We start from the raw sequence: 18,746 nt of genomic DNA on the forward strand, positions 1-18,746 counted from the left end.
GATTATCAGTCCTCTATGCCGTCAAATCTGCTGTGGATTCTCCGCTCCACTTGCTGCCATGCCGGATGTTGGATAGATCTATCCGTCAGCTTCAACCGGGCGTGTTTGCCAGAAGACCAAACGCAGGAAGTTGTAAGTCAAATTCTTCAACCCTAACTGCACCTTAGCCCGCTCCAGTCCAATCGAGCGTACCAGTTTGCCACCCATTTGCATCACCCAAGCCCCAAAGACATGCTCGACCTTGGCCCGGGTTTGAGAGCGCTCTCGGTTGGCGGCTTTTTGTTCCTCGCTTAAGGGGCGATTGCGATAGGCGCGTTCATGGATGTGACTGATGAAGGTTAAGACCACGAGCAACCCTTCGAGGGCGACGGAACGATAGGCACTGTCCGCCCACACCTCATCGCCTTCATTGTCAGCATCGAGCACTGCCGTGAAGGCTTGACTATCGTGCACGGCGGCATCGGTCACGGCATAGCGACGAATAAAGCCATGGTTGGCATCAATACTCAGGTGATCCTTATAGCCGAAGTAACTCTTGCCGTTTTTCTTCGTCCAGGTCGCATCGCCATCTTTTTGTGCCCCCTGATGCGGATTCTCTTGCCATTGGGGTGGCCTTTTTCCAGCCTCCAGATGGGCTTTTTCATCCTGGTCAAAGTGCTGTTTTGGCACCGGGATCAAGGTCGCATCAATAATTTGCCCCCCTTGGGCTTGATAGCCTTGCGCGCTTAAGTATTCTCCAAAGGACTCAAACAACGGCTCTACTAATTGATGCGCTTGCAACTGCTGACGAAATAACCACACTGTGGTCGCATCCGGCACCGAATCTTCAATTCCTAACCCCAAAAATCGCATGAACGAGAGTCGGTCTTTGACTTGATATTCCAACGCTTCGTCACTGATGTTGTACAACTGCTGTAACACTAACAGCTTAAACATCAAAATCACATCCATAGGCTTGCGTCCAGCGTTGCTTTTGCGCGGTTTGTCATGGATCACGGCAAGTTGTGCCCGAAACGATTCCCACGGAATTAACCGGTCTAAATCTTCTAAAGTGCTTTTCTTGGCGGCTAATTCTTGCTGGCGCTGTTCTAAATCCCAGAACCCTTGTTGTCCCATTGCTGTCCTTGGATGGCCTGACTGCTGCTATCTTATCTCTCTGATCTCAGAATGAGACATCCTTTTTTCGATTTTTCGAGGTGCCCACGAGAAATTTTTACTGAAGCGGCAGAACAAAATTCGTTGGTCGTCGAAATGATGACCGGAGTGGCAACGGTCAAAGCGGTGGCGGCGGAACAGGAGATTCGTTGGCGGTGGGAAGATCGCCTAACCAGTATGCTCAATGCCCGATTTAAGGGGCAGAAACTAGCCAATGGGCTGCAAATTGTCACCGGGTTGATTAATGCATTGGGTAGTGCGGCTCTACTCTGGTATGGGGCGACTCTCGTGATTCAGGATCAACTAACAATCGGTCAGTTTGTTGCCTTCAACATGCTGATTGGTAACGTGATTACGCCTGTCCTTTCAGTCATTGGCATTTGGGATGAACTACAGGAGGTTTTAATTTCTGTTGAACGATTGAATGATGTATTTTCGGCAGAACCAGAGGAACATCCCGGTAGCTCCATGCTGCTCCTGCCCCTCATTCGGGGACAGGTTGTGTTTGAGGATGTGACGTTTAACTACAGTCAGTCGGATGAGCGCAACACCTTACAGAATCTCTCATTTCAGGTTGAAGCGGGACAAACGATCGCCATCGTCGGACGCAGCGGTTCCGGTAAAACCACGTTAGTCAAGCTACTGCAAGCCTTTTACCACCCAAATCGCGGACGTATCCTAATTGATGGACATGACATTCGGCATGTTTCTCCCCATTCATTGCGATCGCAACTGGGGGTTGTACCGCAGGAATGTTTCCTGTTCTCCGGCACTATTCTGGAAAATATTCAAATCTACCGTCCCGAATTTACCTTGGATCAGGCAATTGAGGTCGCCAAGTTAGCTGAGGCTCATGCCTTTATTCAGGACTTGCCCCTGGGCTACAACACCAAAGTAGGAGAACGAGGCACAAATCTATCAGGTGGACAACGACAACGTATCGCGATCGCGCGAGCCTTGCTGGGTAATCCAGCGATTCTGCTGTTAGATGAAGCGACCAGTTCATTGGATACGGAATCAGAGCGTCGGTTTCAACAAAACCTGGCTCGGATCAGCCGTAACCGCACAACGTTTATCATTGCCCACCGATTATCTACTGTTCAACATGCCGATCGCATTTTAGTGCTGGATCAAGGTGTTTTAGTAGAACAAGGAACCCATTCAGAATTAATTGCTTTGCAGGGACTTTACTACCACTTAGCCCAACAACAACTTAGTTTATGAAGAACATTTTTAATCAGAAAACTGCCAAATTGGCAGAATTCAGCCATGTCAAACCTTATCATGGAGTCCAGACTGTTGTTTCAATTTTTTCTTTGATAGATCTCTTGTAAGCTCAATTTAGGTTTAATTCATTTACCCCTCTGTTTCCTGAACCATTCAGCCTCAGTTTGAACCATCGCTCCCTAACTAGAATTAGATAGCCTGGAATCGTCACTAAATGCCCCTATTTGAGGTTGCGATCGAGCACTTCCGATCTCTCACCTGCATTGTCCATTGACTTTGATTGTGAACGCCCCCTACACGAAAGCACTTGAGACAAGCTATGGCTTCTCTACCTGAACGTGGTACTCAAACTACCTCTGAACCTGCTTTAGCATCTGCAAAAACGCCCCATTGGTCTGCATCCCTACAAACCGTTTTAGATCAGCCCCCACCAAGCTTGCCATCTCGGTTGGCATTGGGAGGAACACTGTTTTTCCTCATCTTTGCCACATGGGCATGGTTTGGGCATATCGACGAGGTTGCTAAAGCCCCTGGCAAGTTAGTTCCTAAAGGTCAGGTTTACAAAATCAATCCCATTGAACTGGGAAAAGTCGTCAATATTGCCGTTAGAGAAGGGGAAACCGTTAAAGCGGGGCAGCTTCTGGTTGAGCTAGATACAGAGGTTGTTACGAAGGAAGTAGAACGGCTAGAAAAGGCGTTACTGGCAACTCAAATTGAGATTGTTCAAGCGGAGGGAATGTTGGATAAAAACCAACTTCAAGCAAAAACTCAAGCTGAGATTGCCCGAGCCGCTATTCAAGAACAACAGGTGACGATTAATCAGGCAAAACTGACTGCCGAAAATAACCGATCGATTGTTGCACAACTCCAAGAGGATGCAGCAGCCCAAAAACAACGGCTAGAACGTCTCAGACCCTTAAGAGAGATTGGGGCAATTCCTGCCGAACGCTTGTTTGAGGGGGAGCAAATGTTACGCGATCGCCAACGGACAATCACCGAAAGTCAGGGTAATCTTGAGCGAGCGGCAGCCGAAATGCAGCGTTTACAGGTGGGACTAGAAGAGCGCCGATCCAATGCTGAACGCGTCCGATTAGAAGCCCAACAAAACATTCAAGAACTAAAGGTAAAACTAACAGGGCTACAGGCGAAATACAGTGAAACCCAAGTGCTATTAGCAGCGGCTCGGGCAAAGCTAAAGCAACGTTACTTATATGCGCCTGCCGACGGAGTTATCCTTACTCTCAACGTTCATCGTCAGGGTGAAGTTGTGCAAGCCGGACAGGCGATCGCTGAAATTGCACCAACGGGTGAGCCATTAGTATTATCTGCCCTTCTTCCCAGCCAAGAGGCTGGTTTTGTGCGACCAGGGATGCCTGTGCAGATTAAACAGGATGCTTACCCATTTCAGGATTACGGGATGAGTCTGGGTCACGTCAGTTCCATTTCTCCAGACAGCAGACCAGATGAACAGTTAGGGCAGGTGTATCGGGTCGAAATTGATTTAGCCCAGGATTACATTAATGTCAAAGGAAACCCGATCCAATTTAAACCAGGACAAACTGCGATCGGTGAAATCATAACTCGGCGGCGGCGCATTGCAGATGTGTTACTCGATCCACTAAAGAAACTTCAAAGTAGTACAAGCTTATAACTTGCACTGATCACTTGTAGCAACGGGTCAATAGTACGTCATTTGAAGGAGAGAAGCATGGTTCATCAAGGAGTTAATTCCCGAGATCCACGTAGTCGTCTAGATCGCGTTATGGAACCTGAACAGTTTAACCAAGTGATTGAAGCAATTTTGGCAGGCAAATACTCTTGGGCATGTGTGTTGATCTTGCAATTTGGTGGCTACAATCCACTCCACTATATTCCCTACCGGACGTACAACCGAATTGTAAAGGATCAACGTCAAGCAGGACACCGAACGCGATCGTCGGATAGTTCATTAGAATTAGACAATTCTGAGTCTAAATCAGGTTCTAAGCGGCACGCACCCTCAACCCGAAACCGCCAACTCCAGGATTTAAATTATCTGGAAGTGGTTAACTCACCTGATTGCTCGATCGAGGGTGGAGTGTTAAGAAGAATGGAATACTGGCTAGACCAGAGGCTACAGGAATCGTATTCTTTGAATATCCGATTCAACAAATAGAGAACAAGCTTCAGAACCCCATTTTCATATCTCTCTTTAAGATTATCGTATACACACAGGGCTCCTAATGGTTAGTGAGACTGAGTAATAGCCTAATCACCTCTCACTTAATTTCTCCCAATTCTGGAAACCAGGGGAAACCATGGGTATACGGTAGTCTTTTTAAGAGGATTTAGAGACAAGCGAAAGACTTTAGTTCTCCCCAGCCTGAAGGATTTAGGGGGCAACTTCAGCTACCTTTAAACTAAGTAGTGTGTACATAATACAGCCTAAATCAAGAGCGAAAAGTAGTTTTTTATAGGCTTATATGAATAAAATCATCTAATAAATAAATCTAAAAAACTGCCAATTTGGCAACCTATTTATTGAGCAATCGTTAAATTAAATAAGCAGTGAATCTCAGGAGTAATTGTATGCAGGTTCAAGATCTATCACATTTTGAAATGCTCCATAATTCATCAGGCATTTATGGCAGTAGTCATGTAGGTAGTAGCCCACTCACTATCTCATTGGATCTGGGTGGCAGCCTAGTGATTAGCCATGGTGATGAACAGATCTATAGCACAACGTTAACCGGAATTCCCACGGGAATTATTCTAGCGTTAGATGGTATTTCTAGTGTGATTACTTCAACGACAACCCAATATCTCCATGGGTCTGCTCAGACTATTCTCGCGATCGGTTTAGGTGGCGGTCAAATTGGTACTTCAGTCTCTGCAACCACCTCAACGATCATATCCAGCCTCTAGGAGTAGATAGAAATACTTTCAACTGCGATATTGGGAGAAACATCAATCGCTCGCTTTTTGGAGAGAGTTGCTAATACTGTAAGAGCGCACTAAATGGTGCGCTTTTTAATTTTATGACAGGTCAGCCATATTAAAAAATAGTAGTTAGACCAGACTAAAACATTGCTAACTTATCTGCCATTATGGCAACCTCAAACAAATTACTAAGCCTAGAATTCTAATATCAACTGATAAAGGTTGATGCAAAAAAGAGTGTTCTTGAAGGAGAAACCCAATGCGTATTACTGACTTAAGCTACGTAGAAACTGTTGAGACAACTCACGTAAAAGGTGGATTAGGAAACTTCTTTAGCACTCAAATTAACTTTAGTGCTATCGGTCAAAGCTCTAATGCTAATGCTGGCAACTTTGCTGGGATTTCCGTCCTGAATCTGGCAGCTTCAGCAAATAATGCCACAGTAACTCAGGTCAATATCTAGTTCCTACATCCAGGAACAATCAAGCTTACCTCAAATCAAGTTCAACGTTTTCAAGGAGACTTCCAATGGTTATTTCTGATCTAAACTACCTAGAAACAGCTACTTCTTCCTCTGAAGTGAAAGGTGGAATCCTGAATTTTGCTTCATTCCAGGCTAATATTAGCCTCATTGGTCAAAGCTCCAATGCTAATGCTGGTAACGTTGCTCTCTTTTCGCTAGGGAATACAGCTCTTTCTGGCAACAATGCTACTGTTACTCAAGTAAACGCTTAGTTTTTGAGTAACGCATAAAAGTACCTTGAGGCAGATTAGTTATCATAACTAGCGATCGCATCGCTTGCTAATCTGCCTCTGAATCAGGTATTTTTTACTAGCACTTAAGTAGACACCAAATCTGAAAGTCTTGCTCAGACTGATGATGCTTTGCCAAACATTGGCAACTTAATGAAGGCTTGTTCCTTGTAAAAACAGATTACGATCGAGGAGAAAATGATGGTTATTGCTGATTTGAACTACCTTGAAAGCACTACTGAGCTCTCTAAAATTGAAGGTGGGAGAAGAGGACTTGTACGATTCAACACTAACCAATTCAATATTAGTTACCTTTCTCAGTCTGCTACCGCAAACGCTGGCAATAGTAGCGGTATTTCAATTGGCAATACAGCCATAGCGCTTAATATTGCAACCATCATTCAAATTAATGTTTAATCTGAACTAACAGTGCCTATGCAATGAGAATACGGCAATCTTTGATACGGTTTCAGAGATAGGCAACTGAGCAAAATGCTCTAGTTTTGAACGTGAATATGAGTTCTGAGTGAATCCATATTCACGTTTCGTTTTTGTAAAAAATATGTTTACACTTAGCAATAGAAACCTTTGATATTATGTGGTTAAAAAATATACAGTTCCTGTTAGACCTCTACACAAAGTGATATTGTATACAAGTAATTTTTTATACTCTCTAAAACCACTTAACTGTAGGTCTCTAACTTTAGATTTAAAGTATTAACTTTTAATATTTGCTTGTATATGCATTTAAACTTATTATTTAATCTATTGATGTAATCATGATATGAATTAATCATTAGGGCACCTCGAAAAATCGAAAAAAGGATGTCTCATTCTGAGATCAGAGAGATAAGATAGCAGCAGTCAGGCCATCCAAGGACAGCAATGGGACAACAAGGGTTCTGGGATTTAGAACAGCGCCAGCAAGAATTAGCCGCCAAGAAAAGCACTTTAGAAGATTTAGACCGGTTAATTCCGTGGGAATCGTTTCGGGCACAACTTGCCGTGATCCATGACAAACCGCGCAAAAGCAACGCTGGACGCAAGCCTATGGATGTGATTTTGATGTTTAAGCTGTTAGTGTTACAGCAGTTGTACAACATCAGTGACGAAGCGTTGGAATATCAAGTCAAAGACCGACTCTCGTTCATGCGATTTTTGGGGTTAGGAATTGAAGATTCGGTGCCGGATGCGACCACAGTGTGGTTATTTCGTCAGCAGTTGCAAGCGCATCAATTAGTAGAGCCGTTGTTTGAGTCCTTTGGAGAATACTTAAGCGCGCAAGGCTATCAAGCCCAAGGGGGGCAAATTATTGATGCGACCTTGATCCCGGTGCCAAAACAGCACTTTGACCAGGATGAAAAAGCCCATCTGGAGGCTGGAAAAAGGCCACCCCAATGGCAAGAGAATCCGCATCAGGGGGCACAAAAAGATGGCGATGCGACCTGGACGAAGAAAAACGGCAAGAGTTACTTCGGCTATAAGGATCACCTGAGTATTGATGCCAACCATGGCTTTATTCGTCGCTATGCCGTGACCGATGCCGCCGTGCACGATAGTCAAGCCTTCACGGCAGTGCTCGATGCTGACAATGAAGGCGATGAGGTGTGGGCGGACAGTGCCTATCGTTCCGTCGCCCTCGAAGGGTTGCTCGTGGTCTTAACCTTCATCAGTCACATCCATGAACGCGCCTATCGCAATCGCCCCTTAAGCGAGGAACAAAAAGCCGCCAACCGAGAGCGCTCTCAAACCCGGGCCAAGGTCGAGCATGTCTTTGGGGCTTGGGTGATGCAAATGGGTGGCAAACTGGTACGCTCGATTGGACTGGAGCGGGCTAAGGTGCAGTTAGGGTTGAAGAATTTGACTTACAACTTCCTGCGTTTGGTCTTCTGGCAAACACGCCCGGTTGAAGCTGACGGATAGATCTATCCAACATCCGGCATGGCAGCAAGTGGAGCGGAGAATCCACAGCAGATTTGACGGCATAGAGGACTGATAATCGACTTTGAGACTGGAATGAGACTTGAAATTTGTAAAACCTCAATTAATCGAGGTTCCCATTAGTAACTCCAACTTCATGCCGTTTACGAAATGAGCGATGGTTGACATTTCAGGGATAGCCGTTCTAGCAGAGGATATTCTATTTGCCTTGAAAAAGGACATGCTGTTGAAAGACGTATGCTACAAAGTTTTGGAACAGCGAGTGATTAATGAAGCGGCGCACAGCCGAGGAATTATCGTTACGGCGGAAGAGATCCAAGCAGAAGCCGATCGCTTACGCCATGAATTGCACTTACAAAAAGCATCGGATACTCTATCTTGGTTGGCAGGACAGTTGGTAACCGTAGAAGAATGGGAAGCCGGAATCCACGATCGGTTGCTGGCTCAGAAGCTGACTGAGGCTCTGTTCTCTGAAGAGGTAGAGCGCTTTTTTGCCCAACATCGCCTCGATTTTGAGCAGGTTTTACTCTATCAAATCATTATTCCCTATGAGCAAATCGCTCAAGAAGTGTACTACGAGATTGAGGAAGAAGAGATTAGTTTCTATCAAGCGGCTCACCTGTATGACATTGACGAGCAACGCCGATGTAAATGTGGATATGAAGGGAAAATTTATCGATGGAACCTCAAACCCGAATTCTCAGCAGTCATTTTTGCGGCAAATCCTAAATCTGTTTTAGGCCCAATTCAGACCGAGCAGGGGTTCCACCTATTTATGGTCGAGGAGTTTATTCCAGCCCAGTTAACCACAGAAGTGCGACAAGATATTTTACGGCGGTTATTTCAGGAGTGGCTACAGGCTGAGTTAAACCATGCTCTGCATCATCAAGATCAAGCAGGGGCGGACTTTACAGTAACCGAAATAATCTAGCAAGCATCGTCTAAAATTCAAGCAGACCTCTCTGACAGGACGATCGCCATGTTAGTGCTGAAGGCTGTGCAACCAACTTTTATCAAACGAGATCCCACGAAACAAGCGGCAAACCTGCCCCCTGAAGCCAAGTATTTTATGGCAGTGGGGGCGACGATCGAGGTTACGGGCGTTGTATTAGCCGCCAATCAGCATATTCAGGTGACACTGAAGCAACCATTAAATGGGTTCGTGACCTGGTTTGCCTTTAGCCCCCATGTGCAGGTCGTAGAACAAGTGGTTGATCCCCTGGAAGCCGCTAGAGATCGGCAAAAAGTGTTTAATGATTTCCTGGCGATCGAGGTACAGCAGGGAGCCAACCAGGACAGATTAGTGTTTCTAGATCGAGGCATCAAAGGTTCACTGATCGAAAATCAGATTGATGTCTATCCCGATCGCCTGCGGCAAGCCCCGGATGGTCGAACAGTAGTATCGTTAGGCGAAAAGCTTCAGCTATCAGGAAGTAGTCAGGTTGTCACGTTTAATTCATATCCCAAAGTTGGGACAGTTCCGTCGATCGATCAAGCCGCATTAACTTTTCTCCATCCAGATATTCAGGAAGCCTGTATTTGTGTCGGGAGTTATGTGAATGGGCAAATGCGATCGCGGTGGTTAGGTCGCAATGCCCTAACAAAAGGACAGTTTTGGAGTGCAACTAAAATTGTGCCAATTCTAAATGTGGTTTCCCAGGCAAACGCCAAAGCAATTACAACCCAGATTAAGAACTGCGTGATTCGGGATTCTCAAGGCAAAGTCAATGATTTAGCATTTACAGAAGCCGCGATCGATGTGATTAGTTATCGCAAAGATGACATTGCTAATGATATTTTGATTTCTAACCAGTTATCAGATACCTTCAAACGCTTTAGCTCCTTAGCAAATCTAGAAACATGGTTCAAGAATATTACTGGCAATCAGCCCCTGGAATTCCGAGGTTACTATAGCGGTAAACCGTTGATCACTGAACCCCTTTTACAAACAGGAAGCACCGTTTTGCTGCGATCGTCGGTCGCCGGAACCGCAGGCGAGAATTTAGTTTCTGCCTATGATTTAACGCGGATTGTCTCTATGTTGGGCTGGCACTTTCACATTCCTGCTGACGCGAAGCTACCCGCCGCCCAGTGGCATAGTTTAGAAACCGTAGTACGGGCAATGGGCTATGATTCAGCCCGGTATGTGGATGCCGCCCTTCAGGTTTTGGGATTGGAGAAGCGGGTGAGTGCTCCAGTAATTTTGTCCAAGTTAGGATTCGGACCCTCGCAACTGCGGCAACGCACCGAATTATGTTACACGGCACTGGTGCAGTTGATTGACGATCGCCCCAAAGCCAACGGACAACCGGCAAAATTACGCACGATCGCCATGACCTTACGCGCTGCTGTCCAAAAGCTGAATAGCTCCGGTAAACGAGATTTAGACGAAGAAGCCCGTTGGCTGGATGCCCGAATGGCAGCGGAAGTCACCGAAATTCTGCGGCGAATCATTACCGAAGAACTAGCTTAAATCGACGCATATTCCCTGGGAGCAATAAACCAAAATGGCCCCGTTTCGGTGCATTCTCCCCGGCAGGTATGGTCATAAACCACGATGCCCTGGCGGGTCAAAATTAAGGCTTCACCCAGATTGACAAAGGAAATAAAGGGTTCTAAATATTGCACCAGATCGCTTTGACGACAGGCCGGTAACACAGTGTTCACGAAGTATTCGTAACCCACATCTCGGACATCGTCATAGTAGCGAATGGTGAGTTCACTAAACGGGCGATCGGGAAAGCGTTGGTGAATCTTTTCCACTACAGGTTGCGGAATCGTTTGAGTTAAATCATGTGCCGTTTCAGATTGCATAAACGTTGCGCTCCTTGCTTCCTTAGCCAGGAAACCTCTGCAAACTAAACGTTGTCCAGCAAGTACATTGGTGTGGAGCAACCGATCTTGCTTCTGTCACTGTTACTGATGCAGTTGCTCAATCAAGGCATCCGCTAATTGGACTGACCAAGCCGCGATCTCCTGTACGTCCGCTGCGGGAGCTTCGCCATAGCCATAATGGGCAATTAACCCTTGCATCGCTAACGCCGCGAAGTGTTCTCGTTTCGTGATGCCCTGGCTCTCTAGCCCTGCGGCGGGAACCTCTTGGTTGTTAAGCGGATAGATCGGATTGTGGGGTTGACTTGGCATAGGACACCTCCCAAAGTTACCTGAACACCAAGCAATGTAGCGGCGGGAGCTTCGCTGCCTTCCTGAACCTTATAGCTCGATCGTACCGTGAAATCGAGTGATCCTAAAATTCTTGTAATAGGACGTAAGCAAACCAGCGATCGATATTCTCAAATGGGAATACGCTTCTTGCTTCGTTAGATCAGTTAAATCTTGTAGTGCTAAATCTCGTAGTGCCATACGTCGGTTTCTGACAACACAATTCGGCGGAGAGACAGCCGATGAATCAGTTTTTGCTGTTCTAGCTGGCTTAAGGTGCGAGTGACTGTAACCCGCGTTGACCCCAGGAGTTCTGAGAGATCTTGGTGGGTTAATCGCAAATCAATTAATTGACCCTGTTCCACAGATCGCCCAAAGCGTTGCGCTAACCAACTGAGTAGCTGAAGCAACATCACATCGATTTTCTTGTGGCTGCGAATTACCATTAATTCTTCTGCCTGTTGGAGGTGAGCCACCAACGCTTGGGTATAGAGCGGATCATGGGGGGCTAACGGAATTGACACAACCTCTACGGCGGTCAGGCACTCGATCGCGAAGTAATTTGAGCTTGGCATTAGTTGACCGACTAAATCGCCACTGCTCCAGATTCCGGTGGTAATCACTGTGCCATCCTCCAAGCAAATTAAGGTGCGGATGGTTCCCGTTTGAATCTGCCACAGGCGATCGCAGGTTAAGGGTAGGGTAGCCCGACTGGAAAAGTGGCGACTGGTGAGCGGTAGCGCCTCTGATGAAACGGGGTTGGCGGGAAGCGATGAGGTCAGCATGGGGGATGGAGCCACAAAAGCACCTAAGGCTTAAAATACGTTATCTCGATAGGTTAACCGTAGTTTACAAAAATGTCAAATTTTTCCAGTCCCAGCCCTGAGAATCCTCGGCGGGTGTTTAAACTTCCTGTTACAGTTCTTATAAAGACGTTAATTTTTCTGATATTGCGTCACGATCGCCTAAATTATCTTTGTGACCGTGGCGACCCGTTCCCTACACTCACCATCCCTTGCTCAGCCCAGCCGCCTAACCCCATGACCATTTTTTTACTCGCGTTGGCAAGTTTTATTGCCTGGTTTATCAGTAGTTTGGCTGGTGGGGGCAGTCCCTATATCATCATGCCGATGGTGAATCTGCTGTTGGATGCCCAGGCAATTCCGCCGATTGTGACGATCGGGATGTTGTTAGGGAATCTGCAACGCACCTGTGTTTACTGGGAGGATGTGGATTGGCGACTCACCGGATGGTATCTGCCAGGGGCGATCGTGGGGGCAGTGTTAGGCTCATTTGTGTTTACCCAGACCAAGCTGCAATGGTTGCAAGTGCTGCTAGGCGTGTTTTTGGTGGCTTCAGCCGTAGGCTTTTGGTACAGACCGAAACAAGCCTATTTACAAGTCAAAGGGTGGTTTTTCCTGCCAGCCGGGTTTGTTTATGCCTTCCTATCCGGGTTATTGGGTAGCATTGGCCCCATCCTGAATCCGTTTTATTTAAACTATGGCTTGGTGAAAGAGAACATGATCGGTACGAAGTCGGCTCACGTTCTGGTAGTTCACATTGCCAAACTGATCACGTACATGCTGTTAGGGGCAATGACCACCTCTTACCTGGGATATGGACTGGTGATTGGGCTAGCGGCAATTCCAGCCAACTGGTTAGGACAAATGGCGTTAAAGCGGATGAGTGAACAACAGTTTCGGCAATTTGTCTTAGCATTAGTCACCATTAGCGGTGTGTTCATTCTGTGGGATCAACGGGACTTTTTCGGACAATGGTAATCCACCCGTCAACGCCTCTGAGGATTAGCTGAGCGATCGCCAACGATTTAGCGCCGCTGCCAGTTCCAGACGACGAAAGTAGGCAAAATCGCCTGGAGGACAAAAGCTGAGGGCATCAAATCCGGCGGCAGCTAGATCGGCTAAAGTGTAGTCCAAAATTTCATCGATCGTATATTTGCCATCCAGATAGTGCTGTTGGAGATAAATTAAGGTTGCCGCGATCGCTTTTAGTTGAGCCGGATCGACCAGTTGTTCAACGGCGGCTAAATCAAGGTCTTCGTGTCCCAGGACGATCGTTTGCCGCTCCCGTACCTTCCACTTCAAGGGCGATCGGTCTTCGCTAGTTGGCGGTTGTCTTGATAGGTAACGGGGGGTCAACGTGCCAAAGTGCTGTCCTCCTTCCGGGGTGCGGTGAGTCGTATAGTCTTGGGCGATCGCCTGAGCTTGTTGGGTGACATCCTGGGGTTGAAACTCCTGCATGGCAATTACGGTATCGGCAACATCAAAATAATCACCACTACCCCCCATGACCAGAATGGTTGACACGCCATAGTCGGCATAAAGCTGGCGCACCTTATCGATAAACGGGGTGATCGGTTCTTGATCTTTGGCGATCAAGGCTTGCATCCGTTGATCGCGGATCATGAAGTTAGTGGCAGAAGTATCCTCATCGACTAACAACAACCGAGTTCCGGCTTCTAATGCCTCAATGATGTTTGCCGCTTGGGAAGTGCTGCCACTGGCATTGGGGGTCGAGAACTGTATGGTCGATCGTCCCAAGGGTAATTGATTAATAAACGGAGAAATATTGACATTGGTAACACTACGTCCATCTTCGGCACGAATTTTGACTGCCGTTGGCTCAGTGACAACAAATTCGCGCCCATCCCCCGGAATATGGTTATACACACCCAGCGCGATCGCCTTCAGCAACGTGGATTTACCGTGATAGCCGCCGCCGACAATCAGGGTAATCCCTGCTGGAATGCCCATGCCCGTAATTCGTCCCCGATTGGGACAGGTGAACTCTAGGCGCAGGGAAGCCGGAGACTGAAAGGGAATTGCTGCTGCCGTTAAGGGACGATCGTCTACACCACTCGATCGCGGTAACACTGCCCCATCAGGTATAAAGGCAACGAGATTGTGACGGGCTAATTGCTGCCGTAACCAATCCGCATCTTCCGCCGTTTCCACATGGGCTTGCAGTTCCTGGGCATCCAGCGCGGTATAGCGTAACGATCGATCGATCAAATCTGGCAAATCCTCCCCTAGCATCTCGATCGCCTGCAAACCAGCCACCCGGCGACCAAAGGCAGGCAACCCGACCACAAATCGCACTTCTACCCATTGATCAGTCACAAAGGCGGAGGTGCGCTCCAGAATGGTTTGTCCCGGTTGGGCGATCGCAATCAAACCACTCCTGCCACTGCCCCGCCGCTGTCGCAACTCCTGGGCAACACGATCGCATTGGCGAGTCAGGTAATCCCGGAGGGCAATGGTACGACTGGGCGAACGATAGAGGTCAGGCGGAAATCCGGCTTGAGTCTGGGGAATTTCTACCCGACACTGGCTGGGTGACGCGAAGGGATCTCCCTGAATCCGATCGAACCACAACGTAAAGCCCGGAAACTGATAACAGCGTTCCAGGTCTTTGTAGGCTTTATAACTTTGTTGATCGATCCGTTGCAGCAAGCGGCGCAGGTCAGTAGAGGTTGCCATAGAAAAACCTGTGATCACTCTAGAGGTGCGATCGTCGCATATTTAGGCCACCCAGGTTGGCAATTTATTTCACCAATTTTGGTACAAACATCGAGAAAATCATTGTTAGTTTTGGTAGATAAAACTATAATTAATCTACCTGTATTCTGAAACTAACGATTGTGTTTACAACTGTATTTTCTTCCTCTAAGGTGAATTTGCCGATCGATTTGTTTGACGCGATCGAGCAACTGAAACGGGAATTGAACGCGGTGATCCTGGCACATTACTACCAGGATCCAGATATTCAAGATGTGGCAGATTACCTGGGTGACTCACTGGGACTCTCGCAGCAGGCGGCACAAACCAATGCCGACGTGATCGTGTTTGCGGGAGTACATTTTATGGCGGAAACCGCTAAAATCCTCAATCCCGATAAGTTGGTGTTGCTGCCCGATCTAGATGCCGGATGTTCCTTAGCCGACAGTTGTCCACCAGAAGCCTTCGCTGATTTCAAGCGGCAATACCCGGATCATTTGGTAATTTCTTACATAAATTGTTCGGCAGAAATCAAAGCCATGAGTGACATTATTTGCACCAGTGCGAATGCCGTCAGGATTGTTAATCAAATTCCAGCCGACCAACCAATCATCTTTGCCCCCGATCGCAACTTAGGACGCTATGTGATGCAGCAAACCGGGCGGGACATGGTGCTGTGGCAGGGCAGTTGTATGGTGCATGAAACCTTCTCTGAGCAGAAGATGGTGCAATTAAAACTGCAACATCCCAATGCTGAAGCGATCGCCCATCCCGAGTGTGAGACTGCCGTATTACGTCATGCCAGCTATATTGGTTCCACCACGGCGTTGCTGAACTATGTCCAGAACAGTCAGAGTCAGTCCTTTATTGTGGCAACGGAACCGGGCATCATTCATCAGATGCAAAAAGCGGTACCCAACAAACAATTTATTCCCGCTCCCCCGGTGAATAACTGTGCCTGTAACGAGTGCCCCCACATGCGATTGAATACGTTAGAGAAACTGTATCTGTGTATGCAGCAGCGCACTCCAGAGATTACACTCCCCGAGGCAACTCGATTAGCGGCTTTGAAGCCCATTCAACGCATGTTAGCCATGAGTGCTTGACGATCGTCCAGCAAGTATTCCACTTCAGCCATGGGTTTGAGGTTCAAGCCGGCAATCGGTAATGGGGTGACAATGCCCAATTACCGATTGCCGTTAAACCATGAAGGAAGCTTGAGGTTGAGTTGCTTGCCACAGTTTGTAAACAAAGAACTCCGAGCGATCGCTAAATGCCGTGATAAAGGTTCCTTCTTCGGCATCGATCGTTTCAGCCAGCCAGCTTCCCTGCACACCCACTTCCAGACACTCCTGATCCACTGGAGCCACGCTAATGGTGTCGTTGTGTTCCAGTTTGAGGGCGAGTTCCAGTTGGACTAAACCGGGCGCATCATTCGGAATCAAAAAGGAAGCGCGACCCGGTTGCACAAACAGAGTTTTTCCGGCTCGCAGGGCAATGACAACTCGTTGGGCGACCAACACTTCCAGTGGGGCAGCCACACGTTCCATATACAGTCCAGATTCAGTGTAGTTCAGCTTTAGCATCCTGCTGCTCCTGCATGATCTAAATTTCGGCAAAAAATGACCCCCGCCTCTACATCCAGAAGCGGGGGTGGGAAGTCTCTAGTCGCTGGGTTCCCTATGTCAGTACAGACCGAAGTCGCCTATACCTCCCGCTCTGGATTAATCGATCTGGATTTTGTTCGCCTAAAATTGCGACACAAATTCCTACCCAAATTCCCTCAAGGGCTGTTCTACCGTTGGCTAGATTGCCACCAAAGGGTTTGCCGCTAAACCGGAAATTTATATCAGCTAACCCACCGACAAACGCCAATAGCGCCACTGCTGCCATCGAGCCACGACTGGGCTGGCAATGCAAAGCGCTACGGGAGTTCTGGGTGAGGTGCATGATCATTGAAGGTAGGGAGAATTAAACTCGACTGTTTACATACTACACATGTAGTATTTGATTGTCTAGCCCGTCGATCGACAGAGATGAATGAAATCACCCTGTCAATCTACAGTTAATCTGAACATGCCTACACCAGACAGAATTTAGATTCCGGAGGAATTACAGCAGTTTTCGCCCCCCTAGACCCCCAACTTTGGGGGGAACAGGAGCCAAAGTCCCCCAGAATTGGGGGATTTAGGGGGCTGACCGAATTGACAAGTGTGGTGCATTTATTTGAGAACGGCTGTAATTGAATTCAACCCAGTTAAAATGAATCTATTAAGAGTCCGCAGTGACGCAACGGGCTGTGCTCTAAACCCATCTATGCTGTATGAGCGATCGAGCTTGCAACGACGAAACCTTTCCCTGTGCCCTGGGACGTTGGGATCGAGGTCCCTACAATTTAAATAATGTTAATTTTACGGACACCCTGGCATTAACAGAAATGGGACTGGAAGCCCAGCATAATTCAGCCACGGGGATTGTCTATCGCACCTATATTCCTTACAGCAAAATCTTTGTGTTTCGGATTGATTTTCCGGTTCGGGATACCTTTGGCTATCGGATTGCCATTAATGATCCTCGAAATTATGGTGATGGCTATCGTATGGAGATTAGCCATTTAGATATTTTGTTTGCTCCGGGTAGTGTCGATAGTGTCAAGCGGATTGAGCAGGTCTTGAAAGCAAAAATTAGCTGACCCAAACTAACGCCAGAGAGCGGCGATCGTGGTAAACCACTGCTGTAATTCCGGTAAATGGCGGGCCGTCAGGACACCACCCATGCAACCAAATAAATGTCCCTGCCAGGAAATCCCCCGCCGAAAGGGGAGTACGCCCCAAATTAAAGGCCCGTACAACAATGCCACCAGCAGAGATAGTCCTGCCGAGACGACATCATATTCAAAGTAACTGCGGGACAGCAGAAAGCCAAAATAGCCAAACACTAAACCACTGGCACCAATATGCAGGGTGTTAGAGCCACCGAATAACCACACGCCCAAGCCGCTAATGATCCAGGTCATGACCGTCGCGATCGCAAACTGCTGCATCCCACCCAGCATGACTAACCAACCCAGTACCAGCAATGGCACCGTATTAGCGGATAGGTGTCCCCAGTTGCCATGTAATAACGGGGCAAATAGAATGCCACGTAAGCCCTGTTTGTGACGAGGACGAATTCCCAAGCGATTCAGGCGATTTTGCAACAGGAATTGATCAATGCCCTCCAATACCCAGAGCAACAGGACAAAGCCTCCGAGCAGCATAGCTTGGGTCTGAAAAGCATCTGGAATTGACGGCATTGCACTCATCCATAGCGATCGATTTAGAGCAATGGGCTAACTGGATTAGCACGACAGTAACTATCCAAAATAGTTGCCTCAGAGGCTCAAACTTGTTTATTTTAAGCCAGTTCAAAACTGGATTCGCTAGAGAAAAATTTAATTACAACACGCGAAAGGTTAAATTAATCCGAGGAGGAACGGGTCGCTTTGTTTTGGGAATGTGATGCTGCCAATACTGTTGGGTGGTGCCCTGCATCAAGAGAAAACTACCTGATGTTAGCTCCAATTGATGCTTCCAAGTTTTTTGCGATCGATGCCGCAATAAAAAGCGTCGCGTTCCTCCTAGACTAAGCGAACCAATCACCGGATTCTTGCCCAACTCAGGCTCATCATCACTGTGCCAGCCCATACTGTCATTACCATCCCGGTAAAGGTTCAGCAATACACTGTTGAAGCGGACATCCGTCACAGATTCTACGATCGCCTTCAGGTTTAATAGAAGATCTGTCCAGGGAGAGGGAACCATGGTAATGCCAGAGTAGGTATACACCTTACCTGGATCACCATACCAGGCGGTAAGTCTGGGTTGTAGCACCGATCGTCCGTAGATGGTAATGCGATCCTGCCGCCAGTCAATCGTCTGCGTTAGTTCTGTGAATGCCCGATTGCTGTAGACCTGATCCAGTAGGGTGGGGTAGAACTGAATATCAGCATCGGGTAATTGGAGCGGCAAGCACAGCATAGCAGGAACAAAAACAGCCAATCACGATCGCAGTTATTTTATGATGGCAAGC

The 18,746-nt window shown here is 47.4% G+C and carries 22 protein-coding genes; 13 read left to right on the forward strand and 9 right to left on the reverse strand.

Translation table 11 applies throughout. The annotated features are described in order from the left end of the window. Window positions 1-78: 78 nt before the first annotated feature. Window positions 79-1,116, reverse strand: coding sequence for an IS5 family transposase (locus tag ACN4EK_RS21535; RefSeq protein WP_431655305.1), 1,038 nt, complete (start codon window positions 1,114-1,116; stop codon window positions 79-81). Window positions 1,117-1,167: 51 nt separating this feature from the next. Here ACN4EK_RS21535 and ACN4EK_RS21540 point away from each other — a divergent pair, with 51 nt between their 5' ends. The 10 genes from ACN4EK_RS21540 to ACN4EK_RS21585 all read left to right on the forward strand — a co-directional run bounded on the left by ACN4EK_RS21540 (window position 1,168) and on the right by ACN4EK_RS21585 (window position 10,468). Then, the gene (locus ACN4EK_RS21540) at window positions 1,168-2,379 is read left to right on the forward strand and encodes a peptidase domain-containing ABC transporter (protein WP_431660275.1); all 1,212 of its coding nucleotides are present in this window, start codon (window positions 1,168-1,170) and stop codon (window positions 2,377-2,379) included. Window positions 2,380-2,701: 322 nt separating this feature from the next. Then, entirely contained in the window at window positions 2,702-4,033 is a 1,332-nt protein-coding gene (locus ACN4EK_RS21545) for an HlyD family efflux transporter periplasmic adaptor subunit (RefSeq protein ID WP_431660277.1), read from the forward strand. A 57-nt stretch (window positions 4,034-4,090) separates the two neighbouring features. Beyond that, the gene (locus ACN4EK_RS21550; RefSeq protein WP_431660279.1) at window positions 4,091-4,537 is read left to right on the forward strand and encodes a HetP family heterocyst commitment protein; all 447 of its coding nucleotides are present in this window, start codon (window positions 4,091-4,093) and stop codon (window positions 4,535-4,537) included. Between the two features lie 413 nt (window positions 4,538-4,950). Next, on the forward strand, window positions 4,951-5,286 hold the full coding sequence (locus ACN4EK_RS21555) for a hypothetical protein (protein ID WP_431660280.1): 336 nt from the start codon (window positions 4,951-4,953) through the stop codon (window positions 5,284-5,286). A 274-nt stretch (window positions 5,287-5,560) separates the two neighbouring features. Then, window positions 5,561-5,764, forward strand: a complete 204-nt coding sequence (locus tag ACN4EK_RS21560; RefSeq protein WP_431660281.1) for a hypothetical protein — start codon at window positions 5,561-5,563, stop codon at window positions 5,762-5,764. A gap of 65 nt (window positions 5,765-5,829) precedes the next feature. Next, a complete protein-coding gene (locus ACN4EK_RS21565) occupies window positions 5,830-6,036 on the forward strand; it encodes a hypothetical protein (protein ID WP_431660283.1) in 207 nt (68 codons plus the stop codon). 219 nt (window positions 6,037-6,255) lie between these two features. Continuing rightward, window positions 6,256-6,471 (forward strand): hypothetical protein, encoded by a 216-nt coding sequence (locus ACN4EK_RS21570; protein WP_431660285.1) that lies wholly within the window; start codon window positions 6,256-6,258, stop codon window positions 6,469-6,471. Window positions 6,472-6,939: 468 nt separating this feature from the next. Then, window positions 6,940-7,977 (forward strand): IS5 family transposase, encoded by a 1,038-nt coding sequence (locus ACN4EK_RS21575; RefSeq protein WP_431655305.1) that lies wholly within the window; start codon window positions 6,940-6,942, stop codon window positions 7,975-7,977. Between the two features lie 175 nt (window positions 7,978-8,152). Continuing rightward, the gene (locus ACN4EK_RS21580) at window positions 8,153-8,926 is read left to right on the forward strand and encodes a peptidylprolyl isomerase (protein ID WP_431660287.1); all 774 of its coding nucleotides are present in this window, start codon (window positions 8,153-8,155) and stop codon (window positions 8,924-8,926) included. Window positions 8,927-8,974: 48 nt separating this feature from the next. Then, complete coding sequence (locus tag ACN4EK_RS21585; RefSeq protein WP_431660288.1) at window positions 8,975-10,468, forward strand: hypothetical protein; 1,494 nt, start codon at window positions 8,975-8,977, stop codon at window positions 10,466-10,468. On the opposite strand, the gene ACN4EK_RS21590 is transcribed toward ACN4EK_RS21585, so the two are convergent. From ACN4EK_RS21590 to ACN4EK_RS21600, 3 genes are all read right to left on the reverse strand, one after another. Then, a complete protein-coding gene (locus ACN4EK_RS21590; protein WP_431660290.1) occupies window positions 10,465-10,809 on the reverse strand; it encodes a hypothetical protein in 345 nt (114 codons plus the stop codon). The two genes, ACN4EK_RS21585 and ACN4EK_RS21590, sit on opposite strands and share 4 nt — an antisense overlap. A 102-nt stretch (window positions 10,810-10,911) precedes the next feature. Beyond that, complete coding sequence (locus ACN4EK_RS21595; RefSeq protein WP_431660291.1) at window positions 10,912-11,139, reverse strand: hypothetical protein; 228 nt, start codon at window positions 11,137-11,139, stop codon at window positions 10,912-10,914. Window positions 11,140-11,339: 200 nt separating this feature from the next. Beyond that, on the reverse strand, window positions 11,340-11,957 hold the full coding sequence (locus tag ACN4EK_RS21600) for a Crp/Fnr family transcriptional regulator (protein ID WP_431660292.1): 618 nt from the start codon (window positions 11,955-11,957) through the stop codon (window positions 11,340-11,342). A 240-nt stretch (window positions 11,958-12,197) separates the two neighbouring features. On the opposite strand from ACN4EK_RS21600, the gene ACN4EK_RS21605 reads away from it, so the two are divergent. Next, complete coding sequence (locus ACN4EK_RS21605) at window positions 12,198-12,938, forward strand: sulfite exporter TauE/SafE family protein (RefSeq protein WP_431660293.1); 741 nt, start codon at window positions 12,198-12,200, stop codon at window positions 12,936-12,938. 24 nt (window positions 12,939-12,962) lie between these two features. On the opposite strand, the gene ACN4EK_RS21610 is transcribed toward ACN4EK_RS21605, so the two are convergent. Beyond that, window positions 12,963-14,657, reverse strand: coding sequence for an ABC-ATPase domain-containing protein (locus ACN4EK_RS21610; protein ID WP_431660294.1), 1,695 nt, complete (start codon window positions 14,655-14,657; stop codon window positions 12,963-12,965). A 161-nt stretch (window positions 14,658-14,818) separates the two neighbouring features. On the opposite strand from ACN4EK_RS21610, the gene nadA reads away from it, so the two are divergent. Beyond that, on the forward strand, window positions 14,819-15,781 hold the full coding sequence (nadA, locus tag ACN4EK_RS21615; protein ID WP_431660295.1) for a quinolinate synthase NadA: 963 nt from the start codon (window positions 14,819-14,821) through the stop codon (window positions 15,779-15,781). 93 nt (window positions 15,782-15,874) lie between these two features. Here nadA and ACN4EK_RS21620 read toward each other — a convergent pair whose 3' ends face one another. Continuing rightward, window positions 15,875-16,261, reverse strand: a complete 387-nt coding sequence (locus ACN4EK_RS21620; protein WP_431660296.1) for an alr0857 family protein — start codon at window positions 16,259-16,261, stop codon at window positions 15,875-15,877. A gap of 94 nt (window positions 16,262-16,355) precedes the next feature. Continuing rightward, on the reverse strand, window positions 16,356-16,631 hold the full coding sequence (locus ACN4EK_RS21625; protein ID WP_431660297.1) for a hypothetical protein: 276 nt from the start codon (window positions 16,629-16,631) through the stop codon (window positions 16,356-16,358). Between the two features lie 367 nt (window positions 16,632-16,998). Between ACN4EK_RS21625 and ACN4EK_RS21630 the strand changes: the two genes are divergently transcribed. Further along, window positions 16,999-17,367 carry a hypothetical protein gene (locus tag ACN4EK_RS21630; RefSeq protein ID WP_431660299.1) on the forward strand — a complete coding sequence of 123 codons (369 nt, stop codon included), beginning with the start codon at window positions 16,999-17,001 and terminating at the stop codon, window positions 17,365-17,367. Window positions 17,368-17,373: 6 nt separating this feature from the next. On the opposite strand, the gene ACN4EK_RS21635 is transcribed toward ACN4EK_RS21630, so the two are convergent. Continuing rightward, window positions 17,374-17,970 (reverse strand): rhomboid family intramembrane serine protease, encoded by a 597-nt coding sequence (locus ACN4EK_RS21635; protein WP_431660300.1) that lies wholly within the window; start codon window positions 17,968-17,970, stop codon window positions 17,374-17,376. A gap of 142 nt (window positions 17,971-18,112) precedes the next feature. Next, window positions 18,113-18,694, reverse strand: coding sequence for an alpha-ketoglutarate-dependent dioxygenase AlkB family protein (locus ACN4EK_RS21640; protein WP_431660301.1), 582 nt, complete (start codon window positions 18,692-18,694; stop codon window positions 18,113-18,115). Between the last annotated feature and the right edge of the window lie 52 nt (window positions 18,695-18,746).

It is taken from the genome of Pantanalinema rosaneae CENA516, assembly GCF_050753385.1.
GTDB lineage: Bacteria > Cyanobacteriota > Cyanobacteriia > Leptolyngbyales > Leptolyngbyaceae > Pantanalinema > Pantanalinema rosaneae.